This is a genomic window from Desulfovibrio litoralis DSM 11393, from assembly GCF_900143255.1.
Lineage (GTDB): Bacteria > Desulfobacterota > Desulfovibrionia > Desulfovibrionales > Desulfovibrionaceae > Frigididesulfovibrio_A > Frigididesulfovibrio_A litoralis.
The window spans coordinates 47,992-74,657 of sequence record NZ_FRDI01000003.1 but is presented as its reverse complement, the minus strand read 5'-3'; the positions used below and the strand labels follow the sequence as shown (position 1 = coordinate 74,657).

26 protein-coding genes and 1 riboswitch are annotated in these 26,666 nt (G+C 37.0%); of the genes, 14 read left to right on the top strand and 12 right to left on the bottom strand.

What is annotated here, in order from left to right:
* Window positions 1-131: 131 nt before the first annotated feature.
* The gene (locus BT999_RS02695) at window positions 132-1,424 is read right to left on the bottom strand and encodes a homoserine dehydrogenase (protein ID WP_072696238.1); all 1,293 of its coding nucleotides are present in this window, start codon (window positions 1,422-1,424) and stop codon (window positions 132-134) included.
* The gene (locus BT999_RS02690; RefSeq protein ID WP_072696237.1) at window positions 1,421-2,602 is read right to left on the bottom strand and encodes an aminotransferase class I/II-fold pyridoxal phosphate-dependent enzyme; all 1,182 of its coding nucleotides are present in this window, start codon (window positions 2,600-2,602) and stop codon (window positions 1,421-1,423) included. The genes BT999_RS02695 and BT999_RS02690 overlap by 4 nt, the downstream gene beginning before the upstream one ends.
* 201 nt (window positions 2,603-2,803) lie before the next feature.
* On the opposite strand from BT999_RS02690, the gene aroL reads away from it, so the two are divergent.
* The 3 genes from aroL to BT999_RS02675 all read left to right on the top strand — a co-directional run bounded on the left by aroL (window position 2,804) and on the right by BT999_RS02675 (window position 5,559).
* Window positions 2,804-3,352 (top strand): shikimate kinase AroL, encoded by a 549-nt coding sequence (aroL, locus tag BT999_RS02685; RefSeq protein WP_178139302.1) that lies wholly within the window; start codon window positions 2,804-2,806, stop codon window positions 3,350-3,352.
* A 101-nt stretch (window positions 3,353-3,453) separates the two neighbouring features.
* On the top strand, window positions 3,454-4,512 hold the full coding sequence (aroC, locus tag BT999_RS02680) for a chorismate synthase (protein WP_072696235.1): 1,059 nt from the start codon (window positions 3,454-3,456) through the stop codon (window positions 4,510-4,512).
* A gap of 51 nt (window positions 4,513-4,563) precedes the next feature.
* Window positions 4,564-5,559: a tyrosine recombinase XerC gene (locus BT999_RS02675; protein ID WP_072696234.1), complete on the top strand. Its 996-nt coding sequence runs from the start codon at window positions 4,564-4,566 to the stop codon at window positions 5,557-5,559.
* 10 nt (window positions 5,560-5,569) lie between these two features.
* On the opposite strand, the gene BT999_RS02670 is transcribed toward BT999_RS02675, so the two are convergent.
* The 8 genes from BT999_RS02670 to BT999_RS02635 form a co-directional block, all read right to left on the bottom strand.
* Window positions 5,570-5,791 carry a DUF4911 domain-containing protein gene (locus BT999_RS02670; RefSeq protein ID WP_072696233.1) on the bottom strand — a complete coding sequence of 74 codons (222 nt, stop codon included), beginning with the start codon at window positions 5,789-5,791 and terminating at the stop codon, window positions 5,570-5,572.
* A 6-nt stretch (window positions 5,792-5,797) separates the two neighbouring features.
* The gene (locus BT999_RS02665) at window positions 5,798-6,619 is read right to left on the bottom strand and encodes a MinD/ParA family protein (RefSeq protein ID WP_072696232.1); all 822 of its coding nucleotides are present in this window, start codon (window positions 6,617-6,619) and stop codon (window positions 5,798-5,800) included.
* Window positions 6,620-6,631: 12 nt separating this feature from the next.
* A complete protein-coding gene (locus BT999_RS02660) occupies window positions 6,632-7,561 on the bottom strand; it encodes a GGDEF domain-containing protein (RefSeq protein ID WP_072696231.1) in 930 nt (309 codons plus the stop codon).
* A protein-coding gene (gene prfB, locus BT999_RS02655; RefSeq protein ID WP_143145483.1) for a peptide chain release factor 2 occupies window positions 7,545-8,655 on the bottom strand; the annotation gives its coding sequence in 2 pieces (ribosomal slippage) (window positions 7,545-8,579 and window positions 8,581-8,655; 1,110 coding nt in all). Before prfB ends, BT999_RS02660 begins: the two co-directional genes overlap by 17 nt.
* Window positions 8,656-8,693: 38 nt before the next feature.
* Window positions 8,694-10,373 carry an apolipoprotein N-acyltransferase gene (gene lnt / locus BT999_RS02650; protein WP_072696229.1) on the bottom strand — a complete coding sequence of 560 codons (1,680 nt, stop codon included), beginning with the start codon at window positions 10,371-10,373 and terminating at the stop codon, window positions 8,694-8,696.
* Window positions 10,374-10,458: 85 nt separating this feature from the next.
* A complete protein-coding gene (locus tag BT999_RS02645) occupies window positions 10,459-12,096 on the bottom strand; it encodes a DNA repair protein RecN (protein WP_072696228.1) in 1,638 nt (545 codons plus the stop codon).
* Window positions 12,097-12,125: 29 nt separating this feature from the next.
* Window positions 12,126-12,518 carry an EF-hand domain-containing protein gene (locus BT999_RS02640; RefSeq protein WP_072696227.1) on the bottom strand — a complete coding sequence of 131 codons (393 nt, stop codon included), beginning with the start codon at window positions 12,516-12,518 and terminating at the stop codon, window positions 12,126-12,128.
* A 35-nt stretch (window positions 12,519-12,553) separates the two neighbouring features.
* On the bottom strand, window positions 12,554-13,147 hold the full coding sequence (locus BT999_RS02635; RefSeq protein ID WP_072696226.1) for a hypothetical protein: 594 nt from the start codon (window positions 13,145-13,147) through the stop codon (window positions 12,554-12,556).
* 282 nt (window positions 13,148-13,429) lie between these two features.
* Between BT999_RS02635 and rfbB the strand changes: the two genes are divergently transcribed.
* The 9 genes from rfbB to BT999_RS02590 all read left to right on the top strand — a co-directional run bounded on the left by rfbB (window position 13,430) and on the right by BT999_RS02590 (window position 22,647).
* A complete protein-coding gene (rfbB, locus tag BT999_RS02630) occupies window positions 13,430-14,467 on the top strand; it encodes a dTDP-glucose 4,6-dehydratase (RefSeq protein WP_072696225.1) in 1,038 nt (345 codons plus the stop codon).
* A complete protein-coding gene (rfbD, locus tag BT999_RS02625) occupies window positions 14,467-15,378 on the top strand; it encodes a dTDP-4-dehydrorhamnose reductase (protein ID WP_072696224.1) in 912 nt (303 codons plus the stop codon). Before rfbB ends, rfbD begins: the two co-directional genes overlap by 1 nt.
* Before the next feature lie 127 nt (window positions 15,379-15,505).
* A riboswitch (cobalamin riboswitch) is annotated at window positions 15,506-15,694 on the top strand.
* Window positions 15,695-16,004: 310 nt separating this feature from the next.
* Window positions 16,005-16,847 (top strand): sirohydrochlorin cobaltochelatase, encoded by an 843-nt coding sequence (locus BT999_RS02620; RefSeq protein WP_178139301.1) that lies wholly within the window; start codon window positions 16,005-16,007, stop codon window positions 16,845-16,847.
* A gap of 139 nt (window positions 16,848-16,986) precedes the next feature.
* Window positions 16,987-18,102, top strand: coding sequence for a FecCD family ABC transporter permease (locus BT999_RS02615; RefSeq protein WP_084650562.1), 1,116 nt, complete (start codon window positions 16,987-16,989; stop codon window positions 18,100-18,102).
* Window positions 18,095-19,000, top strand: a complete 906-nt coding sequence (locus BT999_RS02610) for an ABC transporter ATP-binding protein (RefSeq protein ID WP_072696222.1) — start codon at window positions 18,095-18,097, stop codon at window positions 18,998-19,000. The genes BT999_RS02615 and BT999_RS02610 overlap by 8 nt, the downstream gene beginning before the upstream one ends.
* On the top strand, window positions 18,993-20,018 hold the full coding sequence (locus tag BT999_RS02605) for an ABC transporter substrate-binding protein (protein WP_072696221.1): 1,026 nt from the start codon (window positions 18,993-18,995) through the stop codon (window positions 20,016-20,018). Before BT999_RS02610 ends, BT999_RS02605 begins: the two co-directional genes overlap by 8 nt.
* Window positions 20,015-20,776: a precorrin-2 C(20)-methyltransferase gene (cobI, locus tag BT999_RS02600; protein WP_072696219.1), complete on the top strand. Its 762-nt coding sequence runs from the start codon at window positions 20,015-20,017 to the stop codon at window positions 20,774-20,776. Before BT999_RS02605 ends, cobI begins: the two co-directional genes overlap by 4 nt.
* A gap of 87 nt (window positions 20,777-20,863) precedes the next feature.
* Window positions 20,864-22,021: an MFS transporter gene (locus tag BT999_RS02595; protein ID WP_072696217.1), complete on the top strand. Its 1,158-nt coding sequence runs from the start codon at window positions 20,864-20,866 to the stop codon at window positions 22,019-22,021.
* Between the two features lie 29 nt (window positions 22,022-22,050).
* The gene (locus BT999_RS02590; protein WP_072696215.1) at window positions 22,051-22,647 is read left to right on the top strand and encodes a hypothetical protein; all 597 of its coding nucleotides are present in this window, start codon (window positions 22,051-22,053) and stop codon (window positions 22,645-22,647) included.
* A gap of 36 nt (window positions 22,648-22,683) precedes the next feature.
* Here BT999_RS02590 and BT999_RS02585 read toward each other — a convergent pair whose 3' ends face one another.
* Both BT999_RS02585 and BT999_RS02580 read right to left on the bottom strand, forming a co-directional pair.
* Window positions 22,684-23,481, bottom strand: a complete 798-nt coding sequence (locus tag BT999_RS02585; protein ID WP_072696213.1) for a DVU0298 family protein — start codon at window positions 23,479-23,481, stop codon at window positions 22,684-22,686.
* 17 nt (window positions 23,482-23,498) lie between these two features.
* The gene (locus BT999_RS02580; protein WP_072696211.1) at window positions 23,499-24,866 is read right to left on the bottom strand and encodes an alanine/glycine:cation symporter family protein; all 1,368 of its coding nucleotides are present in this window, start codon (window positions 24,864-24,866) and stop codon (window positions 23,499-23,501) included.
* 222 nt (window positions 24,867-25,088) lie between these two features.
* On the opposite strand from BT999_RS02580, the gene BT999_RS02575 reads away from it, so the two are divergent.
* Window positions 25,089-25,679, top strand: coding sequence for a peptidylprolyl isomerase (locus BT999_RS02575; RefSeq protein ID WP_072696209.1), 591 nt, complete (start codon window positions 25,089-25,091; stop codon window positions 25,677-25,679).
* 130 nt (window positions 25,680-25,809) lie between these two features.
* Window positions 25,810-26,481: an adenylate kinase gene (locus BT999_RS02570; protein ID WP_072696207.1), complete on the top strand. Its 672-nt coding sequence runs from the start codon at window positions 25,810-25,812 to the stop codon at window positions 26,479-26,481.
* The last annotated feature ends 185 nt before the right edge of the window (window positions 26,482-26,666 follow it).

Genomic DNA, 26,666 nt, shown 5'->3' with positions numbered 1-26,666 from the left:
AAAAACTATTATGAAAAATAGAATGTCATTAAGTAAATAAAAAGTCAACTACGTAAAAAGCTAGAGAAGCTTTAAATATAATTCTCTAGTTTTTTACGCAGTAATACATGATTTAAAAAAATCATTTTAGTTTATTCTATAATCCTACAATGCAGAGGTTCTGAATGTAGGATACCTGCTTTTTTGATTTGTGTTAAAGCACGTTTTACGTCGCCAACGGTAGCTTCATGAGTCATAAAGACTAAAGGCACGGCAGAATCGTCGTTTGTTGCACTTTTTTGAATAGCCTGAGCCACGCTAATATTATTGTCTGCCATAGCGGCAGCGACATCTCGCAATACTCCGGGCTTATCGCTCACCATAAAGCGGAAATAATGTCGTCCTTTGGCTTCTTCATTTGGAAGTATTTCGGCTTTTTGGATATTGTCTTCAACAAAACCCATGTTGCTAGCATTTGTCCCTCTGGCAATATTGACCAAGTCTGATAATACCGCACTCGCCGTTGGTAAAGCTCCTGCTCCTTTTCCGTGGAAAAATAGAGAGCCTGAGGCGTTTCCTTGAACATGCACGGCATTAAACGCACCTTCAACACTGGCGATCAGCATTGTATTTCTGACAAGAGCAGGGGCGACTTCGGCTTCAAGTTTTCCGTCTTGAATGCGGGCTTGTCCTAAAAGCTTAATGCGATAACCAAGTTCTTTGGCAAAATGAATATCAATACTTTCTATTTTTGATACTCCCGCAACAGGTAGCTTCGCATAAGGATAATGCACTCCCCAAGCCAAACGTATTAAAAGGTTCAGTTTATGAGCCGTATCAAAGCCTTCAATGTCAAGAGTCGGGTCTGCTTCCGCATAACCCAATTCTTGTGCTTGTTTTAAGGCAGACGCAAAATCAAGCCCGTTGTTACTCATTTCTGAGAGTATATAGTTACTGGTGCCATTCATTATTCCGGCAATAGATAAAAGCTGATTCCCGGCGAGGCTGTCTCTCAAAACTTGGATAATCGGAATAGCCCCGCAAACGCTGGCTTCATAGCCAAGTGTCAAGCCTTTGCTGTTTGCAAGGTCAAAAAGCTCCGTTCCGGTTTCTGCCAAAAGGGCTTTGTTGGCGGTAACAACGTGTTTGCCATTATTAAGAGCCTGAGTTATTAGTGTGCGTGGATATTCTATTCCGCCGATTAACTCAACAAAAACGTCAACCTCAGGATCGCCGATTAAAGTATCGGGGTTTGTAGTTAGCTTTGTTTCGACAGGCAATTTAACGGAACCATATTTATCAGGGTTACGCACCAAAATATATTTGATACTGATTTCTCGCCCTAAACGTTGAGTGATCCACTGTGCATTTTCTTGTAGAGCTTGCACCAAACCACCGGCAACAGTTCCTAACCCGGCAATGGCAATAGTTAACTTTTTACTCATGAGCCTGCTCCGGAAAGGACTTTTTTAATGCCACGAAGAGCTTGTTTGCTTCTATGATGGTTTTCGATTAACGCAAAGCGTACATATTCATCGCCGTTATAGCCAAAGCCAAGTCCTGGTGAAACCGCGACGTGTCCTTCACGCAGTAGTAATTTAGAAAATTCGACGGAACCCATTTTTCTAAATTCTTCAGGAATATGAGCCCAAAGGAACATAGTACCTTTAGGAGGTGGAACGTCCCAGCCAATGCGTTGTAAACCTTCGCATAAAATATCTCTACGTTGGCGATATATATCACAAATTTCATGCACGCATTCTTGTGGTCCGTTTAAGGCAACAGTTGCCGCTATCTGAATAGGTTGGAACATACCGTAATCGAGATAACTTTTTATACGAGCTAATGTGTTTATCAACTGGCGATTGCCTACACAAAATCCAACACGCCAACCGGCCATAGAATAACTCTTAGACATAGAGAAAAATTCTACGCCAACGTCTTTAGCTCCCTTTGCCTGCATAAAGCTTGGGGCAACATGACCATCAAAAACTAAATCAGCATAAGCTAAGTCATGGATAACGTATATTTTATGTTCCTTAGCAAAATCAACTACTTTTTGGAAGAATTCAGGAGTCGCTATTTCGGTCGTTGGGTTATGGGGATAACTTAGCAACAATAACTTTGGTTGAGGCCAAGTTTCACGAGTAGCCGTGAGCAAATCTTCAAAAAAATCACGACCCGGTCCAATAGGAATACGTCTTACGGTAGCTCCGGCGATAATAGGGCCATAAGTATGAATAGGATAAGTAGGATCCGGTGCAAAAACTAAATCTTCAGAAGTGAGCATACCTAAAGATAAGTGAGCAAGACCCTCTTTAGCACCCATAGTCGCAATAACTTCGGTCTCAGGGTCAAGATAAACGTCATAACGTCTTGCGTACCAATCCGCCATGGCTTTTCGTAAGTTTGGGATACCCTTGGAGACAGAATAACGATGATTCACCCCTTTTTGGGCGGCTTCAGTCAGCTTATCGACAATATGTTGTGGGGTTGGAATATCAGGATTACCCATTCCAAGGTCAATAATATCAATGCTTTGCCTTCTTAACTTCATTTTAAGTTCGTTAACAGTAGCAAAAACATAAGGGGGTAAACGATGTAGACGCGGAAATTGTTCCATTGTTAGCCTCCAAGGCAAAATTTACTTCTATTTTTCTATTGTATATAGCTTGTATCTTAGTGTAAAGACTTAGAAGCAAGTTTGTTATATTTTTTTTGTATTATTTTTCTTGAATGTGTTGTTGGTTTGTAAAATATTTATTTTCAATATTATAATTACATGCGAAATAAAAGATAAACTATATTTATGAATGGAAGAGTGATGGATAAAACTATTTTTCTTATCGGGTTAAGGGCATCGGGAAAAACAAGCTTAGCGAACTTTTTCGTTGAAAACTCTGAATATTTATCAATAGATACAGATGTTTTGTGTCAAGCAAAGGCGGGAATGAGTATTGCTCAATTGGTTGAGTCAAAGGGGTGGGAGGCTTTCAGAACGTTAGAGAGTGAGGTTTTGGAAAAAATTATTTGTGAACAAAATATCAATAAAGACAAACAACCCCATTTAATTGTCTCAACGGGTGGGGGCATTATTCTTTCGGAAAAAAATAGAGAGTTGTTAAAAAACAATGGTTTTGTGGTTTATCTTAAGGCTGAACCTGAAGTATTGTATCAGCGTTTAATTTTAAATCCGGGGGCGGAACAAAGACCAAACCTGACGAATTATGATTTACTCGAAGAGTTAAAACAAACTTTGCAATGTAGAAAAGAATTTTATGAAAATTGTGCTGATTTAATTTTAGATGCATCTCTTAACCATAGAATTTTATTTGATAAATTGATATCGGCTTTGCAAAAAACTAAAAAGTAACCCTTTACAATCAATATGATTAGCCTATATAATTTGAAATGACCTTATTTCACGTAGGTTTTATTTTAATTAAGAGTTAGTTTTGATAGCGAGGATCATATATGTTTGGTAGTACTTTTGGACATTTATTTAGACTTACAACTTTTGGTGAATCTCACGGTGTGGCTTTGGGTGGGGTGATTGACGGTTGCCCTTCCGGTATTATGCTTGATGAAAATATAATACAAACAGAACTCGACTTAAGACGACCGGGAACTTCTCTTGCCTCAACTACTCGCAATGAAGCCGATAGGGTTGAAATTTTGTCCGGTGTGTTTAACGGTATGACTATGGGCACGCCGATTGCTTTTATGGTAAGAAATAAAGACCATAAATCAGACGCTTATGATAATTTAAAAGAAATTTTTCGCCCGGGACACGCCGACTATACTTATACTGCCAAGTATCATTATAGAGACCATAGAGGCGGCGGGCGTTCATCGGGGCGTGAAACATTATCTCGTGTTGCCGGTGGGGCTGTTGCACAAGCTTTTTTGAATACTCATGATATTAAACTTCAGGCATATACTGTTGAGCTTGGTGGAATTGTTGCAGAGCGTATTGATATTTCAAGGTCTTTTGAACGTCCTTATTTTTCTCCTGATCCAAACGTTTTGGTAAAGTGGAATGATCTGGTTACAAAAACCCGTGGAGAAGGGGATTCTTTGGGCGGAGTTGTAGAAATTGTCGCAAAAAATGTCCCACCGGGCTTGGGCGAACCTGTCTTTGCCAAGCTTGATGCAATTATCGCCGCCGCTATTATGTCTGTTGGTGCGGTGAAAGGCGTCGAAATTGGCTCTGGTTTTGCTGCTGCTCGCATGAAAGGCAGCGAACATAATGACCCGATTACAAAAGATGGCTTTCAAGGCAATAACTCAGGCGGAATTTTGGGCGGAATAAGCTCAGGGCAAGATATTGTCGTTAGGGCGGCAATAAAGCCGATTCCCTCTATTTCAAAAGAACAAGAAACCATCACCCGTAATGGAGTTAAAACATCTTTAAAAATAGAAGGACGCCACGATATTTCGGCGATACCGCGTATTGTACCGGTTTTAAAAGCTATGCTGGCTTTAAGTTTGGCTGATGCTTTATTAATGCAAAAGAGAATGTCGGAAATATAAAAAGAGACTTTTTCGCTTGAATATTTTATCAACTTTTAGTTGTAAAGAACAATGAAAACAAAAAAAGACAGTATAAAACAAGGAAAAACACAAAGCAATATTCCGGAATGTGTTGAAATGTTTTTAGCTCATTTAGAATATGAAAAAGCCTATTCTGCTGATACGCTTAGTGCGTATACACTTGACCTTGAACAGTTTGAAAGTTTTTTACAGACTAAAAATTTAACCTTAAACAAGCTCGAACAAATCAGCCCGAAAGAAGTTAAGGGTTTTTTAAGCGAATTGCATCGTCGGCAAGTCAGTCGTACAAGTATGGGGCGTAAGCTTTCTACTTTACGTTCTTTTTTTAAATTTATGGCGCGCTTGGGTAAGGTTGAGAAAGTTCCGACTCTCGGTATTGCGAACCCGAAACAAGATAAACGCCAACCGAAACATTTGAATGTTGACCAAGCTTATGCTTTGCTTGAAGTAGATAAAAAAAATACATCAGATAACGAGCCTAGTAATCAAAAGATACTTGCTTTGGGAACAAAAGAAACACAAGCCATACATGCCAGAGATTTAGCTTTAATAGAGCTTCTTTACGGGTCGGGTTTGCGTATTTCGGAAGCTTTAAATTTAAACCTTAAAGATTATACTCAAGGGGCAAAAATAATTAAAGTCCGTGGAAAGGGGAATAAAGAGCGTCTTGCCCCTTTAACCGAAAAAAGCCAAGAAGCTTTAGATAAGTGGCTTAATTTAAAAGATTGTATTCCGGCGGAGTCTGAGGCTTTATTTATTGGAGTTCGAGGCGATAGGTTACAGAGAAGACAGGCTCAGCGTGTTTTAGAAACTTTATGCAAACAGGCAAATTTATCCGAAACTGTTTCGCCTCATGCCTTACGACATTCTTTTGCTACTCATCTTTTGGAATCAGGTGCAGATTTACGCTCGGTTCAAGAGCTTTTGGGGCATTCAAGATTAAGCACGACTCAGCGTTATACCCATTTAAACTTGGCAAAGTTGGTTGAAGTTTATGACAAAGCTCACCCAAAGTCAGATAACTAAGGTTAATCTATTAAAGATCTTGTTTTATTTCCAACGCCAAGCTTTCTTTTATGCCGTTTAAAAACAACAACATTTCTTGTTTTTGGTCTTCGGAAAAGCGTATTTTCAGCCATGCGACTCTTGGGTCGACTACGCTCATAAGCCCCAAATTTTCATGGGCTTCAAGCAAAAAGCGAAACATAGCAATATCTTGTTTGGCTATTTTAACGTACAACTTAGCTGAATAAGGCATTATTGTTTAGCTAAACTCTTTAGGTAGGGGCATAAGCACGCTTGAACTTGCCAGTTGTGGCAGCATAGTCAACCTTATACTTCTTAAACGTGAGGCGAGAGCGTTAAAGTTTTGTGCGGCAAGCGAGTGTGGGGCATATTGCATCAATGGTTTTTGACGGCGTACAGCCTCAGAAACTAAACGATCCGTACGAATTCCGCCTAAAAATTGTGGTTCTATTTTTAAAAACTTTTGACATGCTGCGTGCAAACGGTCAAACGCCTGAACTTCTTCTCTGTGGTTATCGGCTTGGTTAACCACGACATAAAAGTCAGTAACTCCGTATTTTTTTGATAAAACCTTCATCAGAGCATAGCTGTCTGTAAGAGAAGTTGGTTCAGGAGTAACAACAACAAGACGTAAACGGCTCATTGCCGCCATCGCCAAGACTGTAGACGAAATACCGGCTCCAAGGTCTAAGAAAACAAAGTCGTAAGCCGGAAAGAATGATTCGAGTTTATCAAAAAGTACATTACGAATATCTGTATCAAGTTCAACTAGTTCAGGCATTCCGGAAGCAGCAGGAATAAAGTCTAAACCTTCGCTAATAGGTATGGCGACTTCTGCCGGGGTTGTGTATGGCAAAAGTAGGTCTTGCAGAGTTTTTTCCGGGGCAAGACCCAAAAGAACATCAAGATTGGCAAGACCAAGGTCGCAATCCATCAAGAGTACCTTTTCTCCGGCTGAGACGAGGCTACACCCCAGATTAAGGGTGATGTTGGTTTTTCCAACTCCGCCTTTACCGCTTAATACTGATACACAGAGGGTTGTGGTTTGATTATTAGACATGAACGTTACCTGCTATTCGATACCTGAAAATAGAAATTGTTTTTCGTTTGAGTGAACTAAAGTTGCGCGATCTGAGTGTGTGTCTGGTTTTACGTTAGAGAGAATTATAGTGTTTCCACCTTTTAGTTGAGCGGTACGCAGGGGAAGGTCTGCCATACAGATTGCTTCTTCAACAGTCGGAACGGTTAATCTTCCGCCATAGGTAGCTATTCCTGCTGAAAAAGTAAATGAAATTGGGTGAGAGTCTGTGGGGCGAAAAACTTCTTCTCTAAAATTTGATAAAAGTCGACCTATCATAATTTGTGCTTTTATTGCCGAAGATGCTGGCAAAATAATAGCAAAACGGTTTTCGTCAAGCCTTGCAGCGGTTTCGTAATTTCTTAATTGAGCGATACAGTGTTCGGCAAATTTTCGATAAATTTCGTTAATCTTTATTGTTGAAGGTTGAGCCGGGTCATCAATTTCTATTAACGCAAGGCTCATTTCTGTTCCCGCACGAGACGCTCTTTGTAGTTCGTGAGACAATTCGCGGATAAAAACGGTGTTATTGGCTAAGCCTGTTGTTGGGTCAACGGATTTGCTATAAATTTGCCCCTCTATACTGTCTAACATGGCTTTAAGCGAATAGTTTGTAGGGCTTGAGAGTTCTAACGCGAGCCAACCGCTAAGGTCGTGTTGCTTAACTAAATCGTACCAATCTTCAAGGTCTAAGTGATCAACCAAATGAAAGATCGCCAAAATATTTTTTCTTTGTTTTACAAAATTTTGAATTGATGCATCGCCGGAGTTATTTTTTAACCCTATGGTTTCTCTCATTGCTTGAGCAAGGTTTGCCAAGTCAAGACCTAAAGTATTATCCACACAAGAGGACGATACAGTTTCGGATTTTGAGATTGAAAACGGAGCTTTTCCCATGGTGTGGTGGTTATTTTTTTTGTCCATAGATACGGAGTAATTGTTCTTTTATCAGGGTATCAAGTGAACCGTCTAAAACGGCTTCAACATCGCCAATTTCGGTATTAGACCTATGGTCTTTTACCAGCCTGTATGGTTGCATAGTATAGGTTCGAATTTGGCTGCCAAATCCTATGGCATTCTTACCGGCATACTGTGCTTTTTTTTCGTCTTCAATTTTTTGTAACTCTAATTCATAAAGCCTAGATTTCAAAATTTGTAAAGCACTTTCTTTATTATGGTGCTGAGATTTTTCATTTTGACACTGTGCGACTATACCTGTTGGTATATGTGTTACTCTGACTGCCGAACTTGTGGTGTTAACACTTTGTCCGCCGGGGCCGCTAGAACGAAAAACATCAATTCTAAGGTCGGTTTCTTTTATATCAATTTGTATATCTTGTCCAACATCAGGCAAAACGTCAACGGAGGCAAAAGAGGTATGGCGTCTTCCCGAAGAGTCAAAAGGCGAAATTCTGATAAGTCTGTGAATGCCTTTTTCATGTTTCAAAAAACCATATACATTATGTCCGCTTATTCGTAAAGTAACACTTTTTATACCGGCTTCATCTCCTGATAAATAGTCTAAATATTCTGTTTTAAAGTTATGTCGGTCTGCCCAACGCAAGTACATTCTCAACAACATTTCCGCCCAGTCTTGAGCTTCTGTTCCGCCCGCTCCCGGGTGAATTTCAAGTAACGCGTTAAATTCGTCTTCTTTATTGGAAAGCAAAAGAGCCAGTTCCATCTCGGCTATTGCATCATTTAACTTTTTTATCGAACTGTCAAGGTTAATTAAAATTTCATCATCATCATCTTCAGCCAGATTTAACCAATCTTCGAGATCTGTTTTATGAGAATAAAGAGCTTTATAGTCTGATAATTGTGTTTCAATATGACTTTTTTCTTGTAATATCGGAGTTAGTTTCTCGGGGTTTTCCCAAGCATCAGGCAGGCTTATTACATTGTCGATTTCTTTTAAGCGTTTTTCCAATTTATCATTGTCAAAGTCGACTCCATAAGGCATTAAATCGTTCTAATACTGTAGTGCTTTGACTTTTTAATTCAGGTAGTTGTAACATTAAAAATCACCGACGCGAAAAAAATTTTATATAAAAAACTAAAAAATATTTAACCAATTTGATATATTATGATAAAAAGTATTGCGATTTATCAGTTCTACTTCGGCATGGATAAATTCTGTTTTAAATAGAGAGCTATGGGTTATAATTTGACCTTTATCATTAACAACAGCCGAAATCCCACTATTGGTACAACGAACCAGATAACGCCCTTGTTCAACGGCTCTTAAAGCGGATAAATATAAGTGTTGTATCGGGGCGGCACTTTTACCGAACCATGCGTCATTACTGATATTTATTAACAAGTTTGCCGAAGAGGCTCGTTTTGTTGCAATATTTGGAAAGATAGACTCATAACAAATGAGCATACCCATGTCAAGTCGTGTATTGTTTCTAAGCTGTATACTATTGAATTTTTGATTTATATCGCCGGGGATAAAAGTTCCGACCCCTTGTAAAATACCTTGAAAAACTTCATAGATAAATGGTATTCTATCAATATAAAAGGGTATGTATTCGCCAAAGGGAACTAAATGTGCCTTTGAATAGCTTCCTAAATATTCGCCATTGTTACTGATAATTCCCGCTTGATTGCGTGGGTGATTAAACAAATAATCGCCTTCATCAAAAGAAATATGTCCAAATAACAATAAAAAATTATTGTTTCCGACAAATTCTTTTAAGTCTTCAAAAAAAGATACGCCCGCCTTTGTATCAAACGGCATTGTTGTTTCCGCCCAAATTACCAAAGGAGGGTTTTCGGGGTTTTGATGTTTTGAAAGTGCTTCTAAACTGAGCTGTTTGTGGGCATTAATTGTTTGCAGAAAATATTTTCTATCCCATTTTTGGTCTTGGGAAATATTTGCTTGTACTAAAATTACTTCTAATTTGTTATTTAAGTTATCAATTTTGTTTGTTTCTTGTTTAAAAGGGCTAAACATTTCTGTTAGTGTATTATCATTTTTTAATTGAAGATAGCCAAAGCCGAGCCAAGAACTTAAAAATATGGCTAACAAGGAAAAAATAGGTAAGCTGACTTTAAAGTTTTTTTGTTCTTGATTGATAACAATCAGGAAACTTTGAAAAAATAATAAAGCTATTCCGGCGATTATTCCGGCTAAAAAATAAGCTCCACAAATTGATACAAGCTGGATACAAATTGTCCAAGGTACAAACGCCATGCTTAAATTAAGCCAAGGAAAGCCCGTAAACATTAAAGAACACAATACTTCTTGAAAATACCATAAAAACGTGGCGATAAAACATAAGATAGGGCTGTAAGGTTTAAACCTTGTCAAAGTTATTTGGAAAAGCACTGAAAACAAAGCAGGGTAGAGAGCTAAATAAGCCCCGACCAAAAGTACGAACGGAATTGTAACAAAAACAGGTAAACCGCCTTGGTTGCTTAAGGGATAAGCTAACCAATATAATGAGGCGGAAAAAGCTAAAACTGAGGTTAACCAACTATTTTTAAAGGCTTCAAAGCGAGAGTTGGCACTAAATGAAAAAATACTTAAACACAAGGGAAATAAAATCACCAAAATAGGCAAGGCTGGCAAAAATCCGCCAATTCCAAAATCTTTTGTCATGAAATTGGGCATTCCTAAACAAAACCCTAAAATTCCAATAATACCACAGAATATTTTTTGTTTGCTTGAAAGATTTATTTGTGCGGCTGTGTTTGGGTGAGCCTGTAGCTTTTTAAGAGTATTTTTCATTAGTTACTTGATTGATGTTTGATTATGAAAACAAAATTGTAGACTTAAGCCTTGGTTTTTTATTGATAAAGCAACAAGAAACGCTTTATAAGCTTTTAAACAGCTCATCAGCCATGGCTTTCCCTTCGTCTCCGCCACCTGCCATACGAATAATTTCTTCGTGGCGTTCTGCCTTGTCGAGCCGACGACAGAGAGTAAAGGTTTTTCCATCAACAACTTTTTTCTGTACGAAAAAGTGTCTTTCTCCGTGAATGGCAAGACGTGGCCAGTGGGTAATAAGAAGAATTTGTCTTGCCTGTGAGAGTTCTTTTATACGTTCGGCAAGGGCATTTAAAGTAATTCCGCCAACCCCTGCGTCAACTTCGTCAAAGATTAAGGTGGCTTGTTCATCGTTTTGTTGTTGTTTTACACTGACGCCGACCAAAGCAAGTAAGAATCTCGATAATTCACCGCCCGAAGCGATTTTATCAAGAGTTTTCGGGGTTTGTCCGGGGTTTGGAATCCAGAGTAGATGGGCTTTATTTTCAATACAGGCAGAAATGTTTCCACAAGCAGGGTATAGTTCGTGCGGGCTGAATTCAAAAGTCAGTTGCAAGTGTTCGGAAAAGCCCAAGCCTTTTAATTCGTTGGTTAAAGCCTTAGTGAAAATCTCAGCGGTATCGGCTTGAAGTTTATTAATTTCTTGAAGCAGATTATATAATTTTTCCGCCAATACTTCTTCTTCTTTACTTAGTTGTTTTAAATCAAGAGCACAACTATCTAAAAAATCTAAATTTTCTTTAATCTCTTCACTTAAAGCCAATATTTCGGGAAGACTGCGTTTTAGTTTGCGTTTTAATTGAGCCAACTCGTATAAACGAGATTCTATATCTTCGGTATTTTCCTCAGAATTTTTAGTTAGGTCTATCTTACGAACTTTGCTTTCGAGTTGATAAAAGACATCTTGTGCTTGGTTCAATAGGTCATTTTCTTCGTCTAACTCATCGGTAAATTTTTTTAATGCTTCTATGCTGTTCATTAATTTTGAGATTTGTTCACTGATTGCAGGATATTCTCCGTAACCCTTTAAAAGTTGGATTACGTCATCTTTTGCTTCTTTCGCCGCTTCTTGATAACGCAAGGCGAGACGTTTGTTTTCCAAATCTTCTTCTTCGCCTTGTTCGGGTTTAACTTTATCTATTTCTTTTTGTTGATGTTCGAGCAATTCTCGTTTGTCTTCAAGATGTTTTGCTTTTTCAATAAGCTGTTGACGTTTTTTATTTAAGTCTTTTAAACTGAGCCAGAGTTGTTCTTTTTCGTTAAATAGACTTGGATTATTGCAGAATCTTTCTAACAATTTTGCCTGAAAGGCGGGTTGAAGAAGTCTTTGCTGCTCATGTTGACTGGTATGAAGAATTAAAGAGCTTTTTAATTCTTTTATACTATCTTGAGAGCTGAGTTTATCGTTTATAAAAAAGCGACTACGCCCGTTTTCTCCTGATAATTCGCGGCGAATAATCAGTTCTCCATCGGGTAATATAAAAATTCCTTCAACAACGGCTTTTTCTTCTCCGGGGCGAACTAAATCAGCCCCGAGTTTTTCTCCGGTCAAAAAAGCCAATGCTTTCAGAATAAAGCTTTTTCCCGCACCTGTTTCTCCGGTTAAAACATTTAAGCCTTTAACAAATTCAAGCTCCATGTCTTCGATGAGGGCGAGGTTGCGTATTCTAAGATATTCAAGCATATTAATTAGTTAAGTTCATTGTTTTGTTATTATTTTTTTGGTGGTGTAATCATGCTTGGAACGTCGTTTTGTTCTTTTTGCATCGTACCGCTTGGCATTTTTGAACCTGAGGTTTCCATAGCATGACGCATTTTAAACTCCAACCATTCTTTTTTGCTGACCAAATCGTTTTTGTCTGAGTCCATTGCTTCAAAGGCAGGTTTTTGCATTTTTGGATAGGCGTTTTGAAACTCTTCCCAGTTCCAGTTTCCGTCGTTATTGGCATCAGAGCGTTGAAATTGTGCGTCTAATTCTTCGTGTCCGGCTATTGTTTTTTCTGATTTTGCCATGCCGGGGTTGGCTTGTGCTGTGTTTATATTATAAACGCTAAAGCCAAGGCTTAAAATTGAAAAGCATATTAACGCGAGAGTTTTGTTTAACATAACGTGTTCCTTTTTATGAAAATTGTTTAGTAGATTTATTGTTTAAAACGGTTAAATTTTTCGATAATTTTTGCTTTTTCTACTTCTTTGTCAATTCTTTTTCGCTCTTTGTCAACGATAATTAACGCAGGCGAATAAGTAAAGGTTAAGGTAGTATTTCTATTTTCTCCAAAACCCACCGGGTCATTGAGTAATGAAAAGTCTGTTTGCTTGTTTTGCCAAAAACATTGGTCTGCAAAACCTTGAGTTTTACAGTCTTGTATATCAAAATATGGAGTGGTGTTTAAAATTTCCTTCCATTTTTTGAAAAGAGTTCCGTCGTCTTTCCATGAAATCGTTACTTTATATAAATAACCGTTTGGATCAAAGTCAAGCGTTGCAAAACGTAAAGACCCTTCGAGTGAAAACTTTGCGTGGCGTAAAATTTGGATACTGCGTAAGGTGTTATAATCTTGATAGCTGATATTGTCGCTAAAAGTTGCCCCTCTTTCTCTTAAATCTTTGCGTATTTCCTCGAAGTTTTGTTGCCCCGGCCTAAACCCAAAATAAGGATCAAAGGCAAAAGCCTGAGTAGTAATTATTAAATTTATCAATAAAGATAAAACAAAAAACTTTATAAAACGTCGCATGTTGGCTGTCCTAATTATTTTTTCAGTCGTCTAAAGCAAAAGTTTATAAATGCAAATAAAAAATTTTTAGATACTTTTATGTAATATAGCGTAAATTAAATAAATAATAAAGAGTATCATTCACTTTATTTTTAAAGATGGATAAAATTATAGGTCAAGGATTCTTGACCCATTCATTTTAGCAGTATATATTGAATATTGTATTTATCTGAAAAATCTTAAAAATTATTTTAATATAAAATTGGTTGATACAAACCAAAACTTGTTAAGAGGCTGAAGACAATGAGAATAATGGTAACCGGTGCTTGTGGTTTTATTGGTGCTAATTTTTTATATTTTTTATTTGGGAATAATGGAGTTTTGGATAACGCCCCTGAACTTGTTGTAAATTTTGATAAGCTGACTTATGCGGGAAACCTCGATAATGTCAAAGCTCTTTCCGATAAGTTTGCGGATAAAAAACAATATGTGTTCGTCCATGGCGATATTGCAAGTAAAGAACAAGTTGAACAAACTCTAAAAGATTATCAGATTGATACGGTGATTAATTTTGCCGCCGAAAGCCATGTAGATCGCTCAATTGATGACCCGACTCCGTTTATTCAGACAAATGTTTTGGGAACTCAAGTTTTGCTTAGTGCTTGTTTAAAGTTTGGAATTAAACGTTTTGTACAGGTTTCGACCGATGAAGTATATGGTTCTTTGGGTAAAGATGGTTTATTTACTGAAACAACGCCTTTAGATCCGTCAAGCCCTTATTCGGCTTCCAAGGCGAGCGCCGACCTTTTGGTTTTGGCTTTTGGACGCACTTATGGCTTAGATGTAAGAATTACACGTTGTTCAAATAATTATGGACCTTATCAATTTCCCGAAAAGCTGATTCCTTTAATTTTTCGTAAGGCGTTGGCAGGAGAAAAACTGCCCGTTTATGGCGACGGCTTGAATGTAAGAGATTGGATTTATGTCGAAGATCATTGTTTAGGGGTTTTATTGACCTTAGTTAAAGGTAAGGCGGGCGGAGTTTATAACTTTGGCGGAAGTGCCGAGCGTTCTAATATTGAAGTTGTAAAGCTGATTTTAAAAGAGCTAAACCAACCCGAGAGCTTAATTACTTACGTTAAAGACCGTCCGGGGCATGACAGACGTTATGCAATGGACTGGGCTTTGGCTCATAAAGAGCTTGGTTACACACCACGTTGGACTTTTGAAAAAGGTATTAAAGCCACTTTAGATTGGTATAAAAAGAATACTGCGTGGTTAGAATCGGTTGAAAGCGGTGCTTATCTTGAGTTTATGTCAAAATGGTACGGAGAACGCTAATGGTAACTCTTCAGGAAGATAAAGATCAAGCTTCTAAGGTTTTGATTTTAGGCGGAGACGGCGGTTTACTCGGTTCGGCTTTGGTTTGTGTTTTTAAAGCTGATGGTTGGAAAGTTGATGCAACAAAAAGAAAAGATTTTGACCATCTTGATCCGGTAAGATTAAAAGAAGTAATCAGCGCTTCCAAGCCTGATTTAATTATTAATACCATAGCTTATACTCAAGTTGATCAGGCAGAAGACGAACCGCAACAAGCTGATAAAGTTAACCGTATTTTACCTTTGACTTTAGGTGAAATTGTAAAAAAGCTAGGTATAAAATTAATACATTATAGTACAGATTTTGTATTTTCAGGTTCAAAAAAGAAGCCTTATCTGACGACTGATGAACCGTCTTCTGAATCTGTTTATGGAAAAACAAAGCTAGACGGTGAAAAAACCCTTTTGGCGTTAGATTCAAAAGATATTTGCATTATCCGGACTGCTTGGCTGTTTGGACCTTCAAAGAAAAACTTTGTAGCAACGATCTTAAAGCTTTGTGAAACCAAAAAAGAACTTAATGTTGTTTTTGATCAAATAGGTTCACCGACTTATACCGTTGATCTTGCTGAATATAGTTTAGCTTTGGCAAAAAAATTAATGCTTGGTCAAGCCTCGGGAATTTATCATATCGTAAATTCCGGTCAGGCGAGTTGGTGCGAACTTGCAGCGGAAGCCGTTCGTTTATCACAGTCTGACTGTAGAATTTTGGCGATTAGCTCTGATCAATATCCACAAAAAGCAAAACGCCCGCCTTATTCCGTTTTGGATACTTCTCGTTTTACCGAATTAACCGGAGTTACTCCACGCCCTTGGTTAAAGGGTTTGAGCGATTTTTTATATAGAGAAGACAAAAACCAAGTTTGTAAATAAGTTTTTTGATACGAAATAATATTATTTGACTTAACTCAATAAATTTTATGCCTATTTTATTTATATTGACAAAAAAATATTCTTGAATAGACTTAAAAAATCGGGTGTAGAAGTTTTAGCGTTTAGCTTATAAATTTAACGATTTATAAAAAACTCTCAAACAACTCTTAAAAGGGAATCTTGTGAAAGACAAGAGCGGTTCCCGCCGCCGTAAAGTTCTATAAGCTTTTATTGAGGTAAGCCACTGGAATAACATTCTGGGAAGGCAAATAAAAGCGAACTAAGCCGGAAGACCTGCCCACGCTGTGATTTTAAAGAGTTTTTTGTTTGAATAAAGATAACTCTAAAAAATTACAGTATATTTATCATTCTTTTCAGACAACGGGCTAATTGTCGTGAAAAGTGAGAAATAGCTATTAAAGACGTAATACGGAGTCTTTTTGCCTTTTAAAGCTTATGAGCTTTGGGTAAAAAGACTTTTTTTGTGCAAAAAAATCAGCCCTAATTTGCGTAATTATTCAAAATAGTTATGGGAGAGTTTTATGTATTGTTTGTCGAAAAAAATATCTAAAACAGTTTGTTGTTTGTTATTTTTTATCTTTAGTCTGATAGCTGTCAATCCGTGTATGGCAAATAAGCCAGTTGTGCCTGATACTGTGATTTTGGTTGGTTTTGGTTCTGCTGTGCCGTCCGCCTCTATGACTTATCAAAAAGCAATTGACGAATTAAATGAAATATTGAATCGCGAATCACAAATGAAGTATGCGGTTGTTAGAACTGCGTTTACTTCTCGCTTTTTTTTAAATAGCCCGGAAGGTAGAGAGCAAAAAGCCCAAAGTTTAGAACAAGTTTTGGCTTCGTCTACTGTTCAAGGGGTAAAACAAATATATATCCAGTCCTTACATGTGAGTGCGGGGCAAGAATTTAATGATGTGCAAAAAATTTCTCAAGCGTTTGAGGGTTTACCTAAAGGGATAAAAAAAGTGTATATTTCCAGCCCGTTAATTGCTAGTGCCGAAGATGCCCAAAAACTTGCTCAAGTATTAATTACAGAAGAAAAAGCCAGTCAAGATGAAGTCGTTTTGTTTGTGGGGCATGGCGGAAAAGCCGATGGTGCTAGTTTAAGTTTATTAGCATTGCAGGGTGCATTATGGAATTTAGCTCCTAACTATTATGTAGTGTCGCTTGAGTCAGAGCCAAGTTTTGACTCCGCTTTAGTTTTTTTAGAAAAAATGAAAGCGAAAAAAGTACGTTTAGTGCCACTCATGACAGTGATTGGTGATCATGTTTTAAATGATATAGGCGGAATGGATAAAGCTCATGACTCGGCTGAATCTTTGTTTGCTCAGTTAAATGCTAAAGGTTACCAGTGTGTTAGCGTTAAAAAATCCTTGTTTGAACGTAGAACCGTATTAAAACTTTTTGCTGAGAAACTTGTTGCTGTTATGCGGTCAACAAAAACCAACTAGAAAAAACGAAAGGTTAATCTTAAAGCGATTTTTATTATAAAATTATGATGAAAAAAATTAAGATATTGTTTTGTAATAAGTTTAGATACTTGTTTAGAATATAAATAATTTCAATCTATTAAAAAATATATTTTTCCATATGTTAAACTCCACTCAAACATTCAATTTATCTTTACCAAAATCAATAGCTAAAACTTTTTGGTTTAGTCTTCTATTGCTTATTTTGGTTTCTTTTGTTTTGGCTTGTATGAGTGGGGTTATGGAACTTAGCTTTAATCAGGTTTTAGGTGTTTTTTTTAGTGTGTTTAGTGGCGAAAATACCGATAAAACACATTCTTTGGTCATTTTAAATTTACGTTTTGCGAGGGCTGTGCTTGCGTTTTTTGGCGGGGCGGCTCTTGGAGTAGCCGGTTTGATTTTGCAAAATGTTTTACAAAACCCTTTGGCTGATGCTTTTACCCTTGGCGTTGCAAGCGGCTCAGCGTTTGGAGCTGTTTTAGCGTTGGTTTTGGGGTTGCCTGTTTTTGTTTATGTTTTCGGGGTGCAAGTTCCTTTGTTGAGCTTTATGGCGTTATTCGGAGCTTTATTGGCTTTAATCTTTGTATTTTTTATTGCGTTTAATACTCAAAAAAAAGCTCGGTCTTTAGCTTCGGAAACTTTAATTTTAGCCGGAGTAATTTGTTCAAGTTTTTTAGCTGCTTTGATTTCTTTGCTCAAAGCCTTAAATGAAGATGCCGTTCCCGGGATTGTTTTCTGGATTATGGGCAGTTTTCAAGGAAAAAGTTGGACGGAATTTCAACTTATGTTGCCTTTAAGTGTTTTGGGTTTTGTTTTGATTTATCTTTTTAAACGTCCGCTTGATCTTTTAAGTTTGGGAAATATTCAGGCAACACAGCTTGGAGTTTCTACTCGCAGTATTCGTTTAGTTTTAATTTTAGGGGCGAGTGCTTTGAGTGCGGCGACGGTTTCCGTAGCAGGTATTATCGGATTTGTCGGTTTATTGGTGCCTCATTTTGTGAGACTTTTGTTTTTACGCTTGGGTTATAGTGTTTTGCCTTCAAAGTTAATTTTACCTACCGCTTTAATTGGCGGTTTGTTGCTTCTTTGGGCAGATGTTTTAGCTAGAAGGTTGTTAAGCTTTGGTGTTTATTTGGGTTTTAACAATTTAAGCGGGGTTGATTTACCTGTTGGAGTTGTAACGGCTTTAATCGGTGTTCCTTTTTTTTGTTGGATTTTAAAGTATAGATATGAATAAAAATATTCTTTTAAAAGCGGAAGATTTATATCTAAGCTATACAAATAACAAGGGTGTAAACGCTCAAAGTTCGGTGTTAAAAGGCGTTTCTCTTGAGTTGTTTTCCGGAGAAATTGTGGGTTTGCTTGGTCCAAACGGAGCAGGTAAAAGCTCTTTGTTATTTGCTTTAGTTGGTTCTTTGGCTTTAAACGCTGGCAAAGTTTTTGTATCTCCCGTTCAAAATGTTTTTAAAGAGAGCGAGATTGCTAATAAACAAACACAAGATTTATCAACAAAGCTGGAATTATCAGCTCTTAGCACCAAAGAAAAGTCTCGTTTAATCGCTTGTTTAAATCAAAAAAATACTTATGTGCCGAGTTTGAGTGTTGCGGAATTTGTTTTAATGGGGCGTTATGCAAACGGTGGTTTGTGGGCTGATTATAGTCAAGAAGATTATGAGATTGTTTTGGAAAGTTTGAAAGAATGCGGAATTGAAAAATTACAAAGCAAAAAAATGTCCGAACTTTCAGGCGGCGAGTTACAACTTTCTTTTTTGGCTCAAATTTTGGCAAAACAAACTCCGCTTATTTTGTTGGACGAAGTAAGTAGCTCTTTGGATATTAATCACAGTATTAATATTTTTAATATCTTAGAGCAAAAAAAGAAGAAAGGTGCGAGTATTTTGGCGGCTATACATGATATTAACCTCGCCGCACTTTATTGCGATCGTCTGATTTTTATACAAGACGGAAGCATAAAATATTTTGGTCGTACTGAAAGTTTATTTAATTCGGCTGTTTTTGCCGAAATATATAAAGTGAACGTGGAAATATTTTATAACTCTCAAGGTAAGCCCCAACTTTCGTTTTTGCCCAGTTCTGTCATTAATAATAGTGGCGACGGAGTTGATAATGATTAAAATAAAAGGAATTTGTTATTATTGCAGTGTATTCTTGTTTGTTATGTTTGTCTGTTCCGCTCAAGCAGAAGAGAAAAATATCCAACTAGGCGATATAAATAATCAATTCACTATTGTTGATGCAACTCAAACTCAGGTTATTTTAAATAAGCCTGCTCAAAAAATAGTTATTTTATATGCGGGTTTTGAATCTTTGTTACGTCCGTTAAATAAGATGAATTGCGTGATAAATAGAACAGATACAACAAGTATGGAGTTAAAAAACTTACCAAGTATCGGGACGCACATGCACCCGAATTTTGAACAAATTATTGCCTTAAACCCTGATCTTGTTTTACAACTTTATTCAGAGCGTCCGGAAAGTAAACAAATTGTTAAACAATTAAGAGGCTTTGGTTTGAATGTTGCTGTTTTTAAACTTGAAACTTTTGAAGATATTTTTACAAGCTTAAAACAATTGGCTATTTTGTCAGATGCAAAAATGTCCGCTAACGAATTAGATAGTTTATGTCGGTTAAATCTTTCTACCGAATCTTTAGATGAACTTGAAACAAGTAAAAATCTTGGGGCGTATATTGCTTATAAGTTGCGGAATAAATTAGCTTTACTTGACGATGTATTAAAAAAATACAGTCTTTCGCTTAAGCCAAGGGTTTTTGTTGAGCTGCGTTATCCAAATTTATTGGGAGCAGGGAAAAACTCATTGCAACATGAAATTATTTCCAGAGCGGGCGGGCGTAATGTTTTAGAAACTTATTCGCAACGCTTGGTTAAACTTGATGAAGAGACGCTTTTAATGCTTGACCCAGAGCTTGTTATTATGCAACAAGGTGCGATGTATCAAGAGCCTGTTTCCTTGTCTGAGCGTCCTGTTTTAAAAGCTTTGAACAAAAGTAAAACTTTGGTGGTAAATTCTTTGGCTTATTCTCACCCGAGTTTAGCTAGTATTGATGCCGTCTTTGAACTGGCAATCTTTTTACATCCTGAACTATCTGAAACAATTAAGAGTATAAAATGAATAAATTAGGTATATTATATGGAGTTGGCGTTGGTCCCGGAGACCCTGAACTTTTAACTTTAAGAGCTGTTAAGACTCTTTCCAAGGTCGATGTAATTTTAGCGGCCGCCTCGTCAAAAAATGATTATTCCATCGCTTACGAAATTGCAAAACCACACTTGTCGGAACATATTGAAATTTTGCGTTTAAACTTTCCTATGACCAGAGATAAGTTGGAATTACAAAAAGCTTGGGAAGAAAATGCGCGCCATAGCGTTGAGATTTTGAAAAAGGGTAAGAATGTTGCCTTTTTAACCTTGGGAGACCCTTTAATTTTTAGCACTTTTGGTTATTTATTGACTGAAATACTGAAAATATTGCCTGAGCTTGAACTTGTTATTGAGCCGGGGATTACTTCATTTCAAGAAGCGGCGGCGGTGAGTAAAACAATGCTTTGTTCGGCGGGCGAGAATTTTCTTTTACTTTCGGGGATCAATGAACGAGAAAAGTTGCAAGAGGCTTTAGCTATTGCGGATAATTCAGCTATCTTAAAGGCTTATAAAAACTTACCGACTTTGCTTGAAACTATAGAAGAAAAAAGAGAGAGTATACAGGATCAGACAGGTTTAACCCAACGAAAAGACAGTGTTTTTGTGTCTCGTTTAGGTTTTTCTGATCAAAAAGTAGAATCAGACCTTGAAACTTTGAAAAACTTAAACACACCACCTCATTATTTATCTTTATTGTTATTGGGAAAAAGATTTAAAACACGTTTTTAAGTTTTATTACACTTAGCAATTTACATTTCAACTTCTAAGGTTTATTATCGGACCTTTCATAATTCTTTTAAATAAATCAGGTGGATAATGTTTTTAGAAGTCGTAAAAAATATAAAAAACAAAGAAATGTTTATTTACCTCATCTTGTTAAGTATGAGTGTTGCGATCGGCTTTCAGGGTTGGTCAACTTTAATAGTAAACTTTTCTATTGATGCCGTTGGTTTAACGCCCGCTCAAAACGGCTTGTTACAATCTGTGCGTGAATTACCGGGGCTTTTGACCGTTGGGGTTGTACTTCTTTTATTATTTGTAAAAGAAGAAAAGTTAGTATTTTTTGCGGCTCTTATTAGTGCGATTGGGGTGTCATTAACCGGATATTTTCCTACACTATCGGGTTTAATCATTACTTGTCTTATTGCTTCTTTTGGTTTTCATTATTTTGAAGGAACAAATCAGTCTTTAACTTTACAATATTTTAGTAAAACAGAAGCCCCGATTGTTATGGGTTTGTTGCGTAGTGCCAACGCTTGCGGAAACTTTGTTGTGGGACTTTGTATCTTTATTGCGGGTGATTTTTTTTCTTATAAACAAAATTTTCATTTGGCAGGCGGCTTGGCTTTAATCGGTATTGCCGTTGCGTTTTATTTTCGTCCTAAAACTGTCGTTGCCTTGCCTGTTCAACGCAGAGGCGTAGTTATAAAAGCACGTTATTGGTTATTTTATTTGTTAACTATTTGTTCCGGGGCGAGAAGGCAAATGTTTGTTGTATTCTCTCTGTTACTTTTAGTTAAAAATTTTAATTTTACCGTGCGAGATATTGCCTTACTCTTTTTAATTAATAACTTAATTAACTGGTTTTTAAACCCTTTAGTCGGGCGTATGATTAATAGCATTGGCGAGCGAAAACTTTTAACAATTAAATATGTTTGTTTGAGTTTGATTTTTTTCGCTTATACAGAAATCTCAAATATTTGGATTATTGTTGCTTTATATATTAGTGAGCAGTTTTTCTTTAACTTTACTTTAAATATTCGTACTTATTTTCAAAAAATTGCTCACCCCGAAGATATTGCACCGACTATGTCTTTTAGCGTTACTCTTAACCATATTGCGGCGGTAATTGTGCCGTTTGTCGGTGGAATGCTTTGGATGTATGATTTTAGATTGCCATTTTATATGGGAGTCGGCTTTGCTATAGCGTCATTGATTTTAACTCAGTTTATGCGAATTCCTGACGCTGATTAAGCGTAAGGGAATAAAAGGAGATTGTGAATATGGGAGTAGATCGAAACCTCTTGCCTGAATATTATCCAACTCATCAGCAGTCATCAGAGTTTTGGGAACATCTTGGACGAGCTGTTGCTACATTTGGTTTTCTTGAGGAAGTCTTAAAAAGAGCTATTTTCAACCTTACTGGCAGTAAGAGGGTTAATAAGCTTAATCATGATGGAATAAAAAGAAATGAAGATGAAATCAATATAGAACTTGTAAATTGGGCAAATAAAATTGAAAAAGATTTAACTAGCCAACTTTACAGCCTTGCAGAAATTTTTGGTAAGGCTCATCGTAATATTCCCAACAAAGAAGGCTACAATTATTCAGATGAGTTAGTGCAAGAAATCAAAAAAGCATCAGAAATACGCAATGTTTTATGTCATGGTTCATGGAGACCATCTGACTCATTGGATAAGTCGCTACCATTATATTTTAAGAAGAAGAAAGGACTGGAAGCTTTTGATACTAATATAGATATAGAATGGCTCAAACAAGCTCAAAAATATACTACAGAATTAGCGTGTAAGGTTATGGATTCAGTTACTCTCAGAGGGATAGATTTTCCAGGAACACAACAAGCAAGTGATAATGACTGATAATATATAAATGAAAAAGCTTATTTTTTTACCTAGCTAAACTTTTAGTCTTGTTGTTAATAATTCTTGAGCATTATACTCTGTTATTTGAGTCCAATTGGGTGCATCAAGCAAAGTAATATGAATAGAATTACTTTCTAGTGCTGTGTGATTTTCTTTTTTAAACAACAACAAGGCGTTATGTATTTCATTATTTTCTGTTGCGTTTAAATCGAAAACCGCCTTTGCTTGAATTAACGCCCAGAGTGCAAAAAGACGACAAGTATAATCTTCATCTTTTAAGCCTGCGATTAAACTAGCTAAACACTTTTTTGCTAAAGAAGGATACGCCGAGCAAAAACGTCCGTTACCCCAAAATGCTCCTTGGCGTAGGGGGGCGTGTTCGCAAAAATTATCTTCACTTCCCGTATCTAAAATATAAGAGTGTAAGAGCTTGGCATATTCATGTGCTAATTTTGCAGACTGTTCTTTTTCTTTTGTGCTGAATTTACCCAGCTCCCAGTGTTTACTTTGCGAGGCTGTATTTGATAAAACAGAGGCAAAGGCTTCGGGAATGCCCCAACCTAAGTTGCCCGATTCTTCGTTTAACTGCCACATTAACTGACGCATGACGATGCGTGCTGTGTCTATGTCTTTTGCCGCTAATTGAGCCACAACGGCACCAAAAATGTTTATACTGTACCATTTTACGGTGCCGTCATGACAAAAGAATGAAATAAGCGGAGCTATGGCTTCACGCCCTTCTAAGGCTAAAGCTTGTTTCAATACTTCTTCTTGTTGACCGTTTAAAATTAAGGTCTTCCAATTAGTTTTTAGTTGTCTGAAGCTCGCCATTTTTGCTCCTGAAACAGTTAATCTTTTTTATAATTTACTGCTTCTGTAATACGTTCTTGGGCTAATCTAAAGACGACCGGGCTTAACATTAATAAGGCAATTAAGTTTGGTATCGCCATTAATGCGTTAAAGGTATCAGAAATAAGCCATACAAAATCAAGGCTGGCGACTGCTCCAAGCGGAACAATTATTGTGTATATAATACGATAAACTATTGCCATTTTATCTCCAAAAAGATAAATAACACAACGCTCGCTATAAACGCTCCAACCTAAAATTGTAGTAAAAGCAAAAAGGGCTAAACCTATCGTAACGATATGTGATCCTAAAACAGGTAGGGTAGTAGAAAATGCACGAGTGGTAAGTTCCGCACCTTTAATTGTTCCAATTTCCCAAACGCCACTGGCGACAATTACCAATCCTGTCATTGTACAAACAACGATAGTATCTAAAAAAGTTCCGAGCATACCGATTAAGGCTTGGCGTACAGGGTTAGACGTGATTGCTGTTGCGTGAGCGATAGGGGCACTTCCCAAACCGGCTTCGTTAGAAAAAACACCACGTGCAACGCCGTAGCGTATCGCCATAATCATTGTTGAACCAACAAATCCGCCGGTAACAGCTGTTCCGTTAAAGGCACTATCAAAAATAGTGGCAAAGGCACCGGGAATTTTATCATACATAAATGCAAGAGCTAAAAGAGCAGAGGAAATATAAAAAATTGCCATAAATGGAACAACTTTTCCCGCAACATCTCCAATACGCTTGATTCCGCCTAAAAGTACAGAGGCAACCAAAACAACTAGTATGGCGGCAGTTGCGTATTCAGGTATCGCATAAGTCGATTTTAAAGCTGCCGCAATAGAGTTTGCTTGTACGGTATTTCCTATTCCGAAACCTGCGATAGCACCAAAAAATGCAAATAAAGTTCCGAGCCATTTCCAGTTAGCACCTAAGCCATTTTTAATATAATACATAGGGCCGCCGACGTAGCTTCCTTTATCGGAAACTTCTCGATAGTGAACGGCAAGTGTAATTTCGCTAAATTTTGTTGCCATACCGACGAGAGCGGTACACCACATCCAAAATAAAGCCCCCGGACCACCTAAATATATCGCTGTGGCAACGCCAACTATGTTTCCTGTTCCGATAGTTGCCGCAAGGGCGGTCATAAGGGCGTTAAAAGGGCTTAATTCGCCTTCTTCACTTTGTTTGGCTTTTCTTCCGTGCCATAAGAGTCTAAAGGCACTGGACAGCCTGAGTAACGTTAAAAAGCGTAAACCGAGAGTTAAATAAAAGCCTGTTCCAAGTAATAGAGCAAGCATAATAGGTCCCCAAACTATGTCGTTTAGTTCTTTAACATATCCTGTGATTGTTGCGAGCATACATGACCCTTTTGGTTTAAGGTTTACTAATTTTTAGATTGTTCTCCGCTTAAAGTTGGTTTTTTTAAATAACGTCATTTAAAGAAAATATGCAAGTTTATTTTTTATTTAAAATAGCGTTTAATAAAGTTTGTACTTTTTAGCTTTAATGTAAAAGCCTATTGCGTAATATATGTTTTTATTGTAGTTATAAAATATAATTTTGAGTTTTTAGGAGTGGTTATGAAGGGGAAAAGTTTTATTTTAAATGCTTTAATCTGTGGGTTATTGCTTGTATTTTTTAGTTTTGGTTTCGCCTTGGCGGCTGATAATCCAAGGGTAAAGTTTGAAACTTCTATGGGTGATTTTGTGGTTGAACTTTATCCCGATAAAGCTCCGCTTACTGTGGAAAACTTTTTGCAATATGTAAACAGTGGGTTTTATAACGGCACTATTTTTCATAGAGTTATCGAAAAGTTTATGATTCAAGGCGGTGGTTTTACTACTGATATGAGACAAAAAGAAACCACTCCCCCTGTTAAAAACGAAGCAAACAACGGGCTTGGTAATAACGCCTATACTATAGCCATGGCGAGAACTAATGCTCCGCACTCTGCCACTGCACAGTTTTTTATTAACACTGTTGACAATGATTTTTTAAATTTTAAATCAGAAACTTCTTCCGGTTGGGGATATGCCGTTTTTGGTAAAGTTGTTGACGGTAAAAAAGTTATTGATAAAATTAAAAAAGTAGGGACAAGAAACTTGATGGGACATCAAAACGTTCCCGTTGAACCGGTTATAATTAATAAAGCCTCTGTTTTAACAAAATAAAATAATTTTAAGTCTTTCAAAAAGTTTTTGAATAATATTGGCTGGTTATTGTTTTTTCTTTGTGTTGACAACGCTATATTAACAAGCTTATAGTTGTTGTTAGTGAAAATTATAACTTGGAGGCTTTAAGGTGAACGTACTTATTTTTGGACCCAACGGCAGTGGTAAGGGAACGCAAGGTTCTTTGGTAAAACAAAAATACAATCTTGCACACATTGAATCCGGTGCTATTTTCCGTGAACATATAGGTGGTGGAACAGAGCTTGGTAAAAAAGCCAAAGCCTATATTGATCGTGGAGATTTAGTGCCTGATGATATTACTATCCCCATGGTTTTAGAAACTCTAAAAACCAAAGGTGCAAACGGTTGGTTGCTTGATGGTTTTCCGCGTAATATAGTTCAAGCGAAAAAGTTATGGGAAGCTTTGGAATCTGCCAATATGAAGCTTGATTACACAATAGAAATACTTTTGCCTCGTGAAATTGCCAAAAAGCGTATTATGGGTCGTCGTTTGTGTGTTAATGATAATAACCACCCAAATAATATTTTTATTGATGCAATTAAGCCTAATGGTGATAAATGCCGTGTTTGTGGTGGCGATTTAAAAACACGTGCTGATGACCAAGATGAAGGTGCTATCAATAAGCGTCATGATATTTATTATGATACCAAAGAAGGTACTTTGGCCGCCGTTAATTTCTTTAAAGACCTTGCTAATAAAGGTAAAAGTACGTTTATACAACTTAATGGCGAAGGTAGCATAGATAGTATTAAAGAAACTTTATTAAAACAAATGAAGTAATTTCGTTATTTTTATTTAGTTAACATCATAATTGAAGAGTGTTTTTTTGCTTTTTCTTTAGCTTGTAAAGTATAAGGCAAAAAAACACTTTTTTATGTTGATTGATTAGATATGAATATTATATTATTAAAAAACAGAAGATATTTAGCGATAGATTTAAAGTAATAAATTTTGATACTGTTGCT

Bases quoted from the DNA above. Each gene is read 5' to 3' on its own strand.
- BT999_RS02615 (WP_084650562.1), top strand. From the start codon at position 16,987: ATGTTAAACTCCACTCAAACATTCAATTTATCTTTACCAAAATCAATA.
- BT999_RS02610 (WP_072696222.1), top strand. From the start codon at position 18,095: ATGAATAAAAATATTCTTTTAAAAGCGGAAGATTTATATCTAAGCTAT.
- BT999_RS02695 (WP_072696238.1), bottom strand. From the start codon at position 1,424: ATGAGTAAAAAGTTAACTATTGCCATTGCCGGGTTAGGAACTGTTGCC.
- rfbD (WP_072696224.1), top strand. From the start codon at position 14,467: ATGGTAACTCTTCAGGAAGATAAAGATCAAGCTTCTAAGGTTTTGATT.
- BT999_RS02590 (WP_072696215.1), top strand. From the start codon at position 22,051: ATGGGAGTAGATCGAAACCTCTTGCCTGAATATTATCCAACTCATCAG.
- aroL (WP_178139302.1), top strand. From the start codon at position 2,804: ATGGATAAAACTATTTTTCTTATCGGGTTAAGGGCATCGGGAAAAACA.
- BT999_RS02675 (WP_072696234.1), top strand. From the start codon at position 4,564: ATGAAAACAAAAAAAGACAGTATAAAACAAGGAAAAACACAAAGCAAT.
- BT999_RS02670 (WP_072696233.1), bottom strand. From the start codon at position 5,791: ATGCCTTATTCAGCTAAGTTGTACGTTAAAATAGCCAAACAAGATATT.
- lnt (WP_072696229.1), bottom strand. From the start codon at position 10,373: ATGAAAAATACTCTTAAAAAGCTACAGGCTCACCCAAACACAGCCGCA.
- aroC (WP_072696235.1), top strand. From the start codon at position 3,454: ATGTTTGGTAGTACTTTTGGACATTTATTTAGACTTACAACTTTTGGT.
- BT999_RS02580 (WP_072696211.1), bottom strand. From the start codon at position 24,866: ATGCTCGCAACAATCACAGGATATGTTAAAGAACTAAACGACATAGTT.
- BT999_RS02640 (WP_072696227.1), bottom strand. From the start codon at position 12,518: ATGTTAAACAAAACTCTCGCGTTAATATGCTTTTCAATTTTAAGCCTT.
- BT999_RS02665 (WP_072696232.1), bottom strand. From the start codon at position 6,619: ATGTCTAATAATCAAACCACAACCCTCTGTGTATCAGTATTAAGCGGT.
- BT999_RS02620 (WP_178139301.1), top strand. From the start codon at position 16,005: ATGGCAAATAAGCCAGTTGTGCCTGATACTGTGATTTTGGTTGGTTTT.
- BT999_RS02645 (WP_072696228.1), bottom strand. From the start codon at position 12,096: ATGCTTGAATATCTTAGAATACGCAACCTCGCCCTCATCGAAGACATG.
- BT999_RS02660 (WP_072696231.1), bottom strand. From the start codon at position 7,561: ATGGACAAAAAAAATAACCACCACACCATGGGAAAAGCTCCGTTTTCA.
- BT999_RS02690 (WP_072696237.1), bottom strand. From the start codon at position 2,602: ATGGAACAATTTCCGCGTCTACATCGTTTACCCCCTTATGTTTTTGCT.
- cobI (WP_072696219.1), top strand. From the start codon at position 20,015: ATGAATAAATTAGGTATATTATATGGAGTTGGCGTTGGTCCCGGAGAC.
- BT999_RS02585 (WP_072696213.1), bottom strand. From the start codon at position 23,481: ATGGCGAGCTTCAGACAACTAAAAACTAATTGGAAGACCTTAATTTTA.
- BT999_RS02635 (WP_072696226.1), bottom strand. From the start codon at position 13,147: ATGCGACGTTTTATAAAGTTTTTTGTTTTATCTTTATTGATAAATTTA.
- BT999_RS02605 (WP_072696221.1), top strand. From the start codon at position 18,993: ATGATTAAAATAAAAGGAATTTGTTATTATTGCAGTGTATTCTTGTTT.
- rfbB (WP_072696225.1), top strand. From the start codon at position 13,430: ATGAGAATAATGGTAACCGGTGCTTGTGGTTTTATTGGTGCTAATTTT.
- BT999_RS02595 (WP_072696217.1), top strand. From the start codon at position 20,864: ATGTTTTTAGAAGTCGTAAAAAATATAAAAAACAAAGAAATGTTTATT.
- BT999_RS02575 (WP_072696209.1), top strand. From the start codon at position 25,089: ATGAAGGGGAAAAGTTTTATTTTAAATGCTTTAATCTGTGGGTTATTG.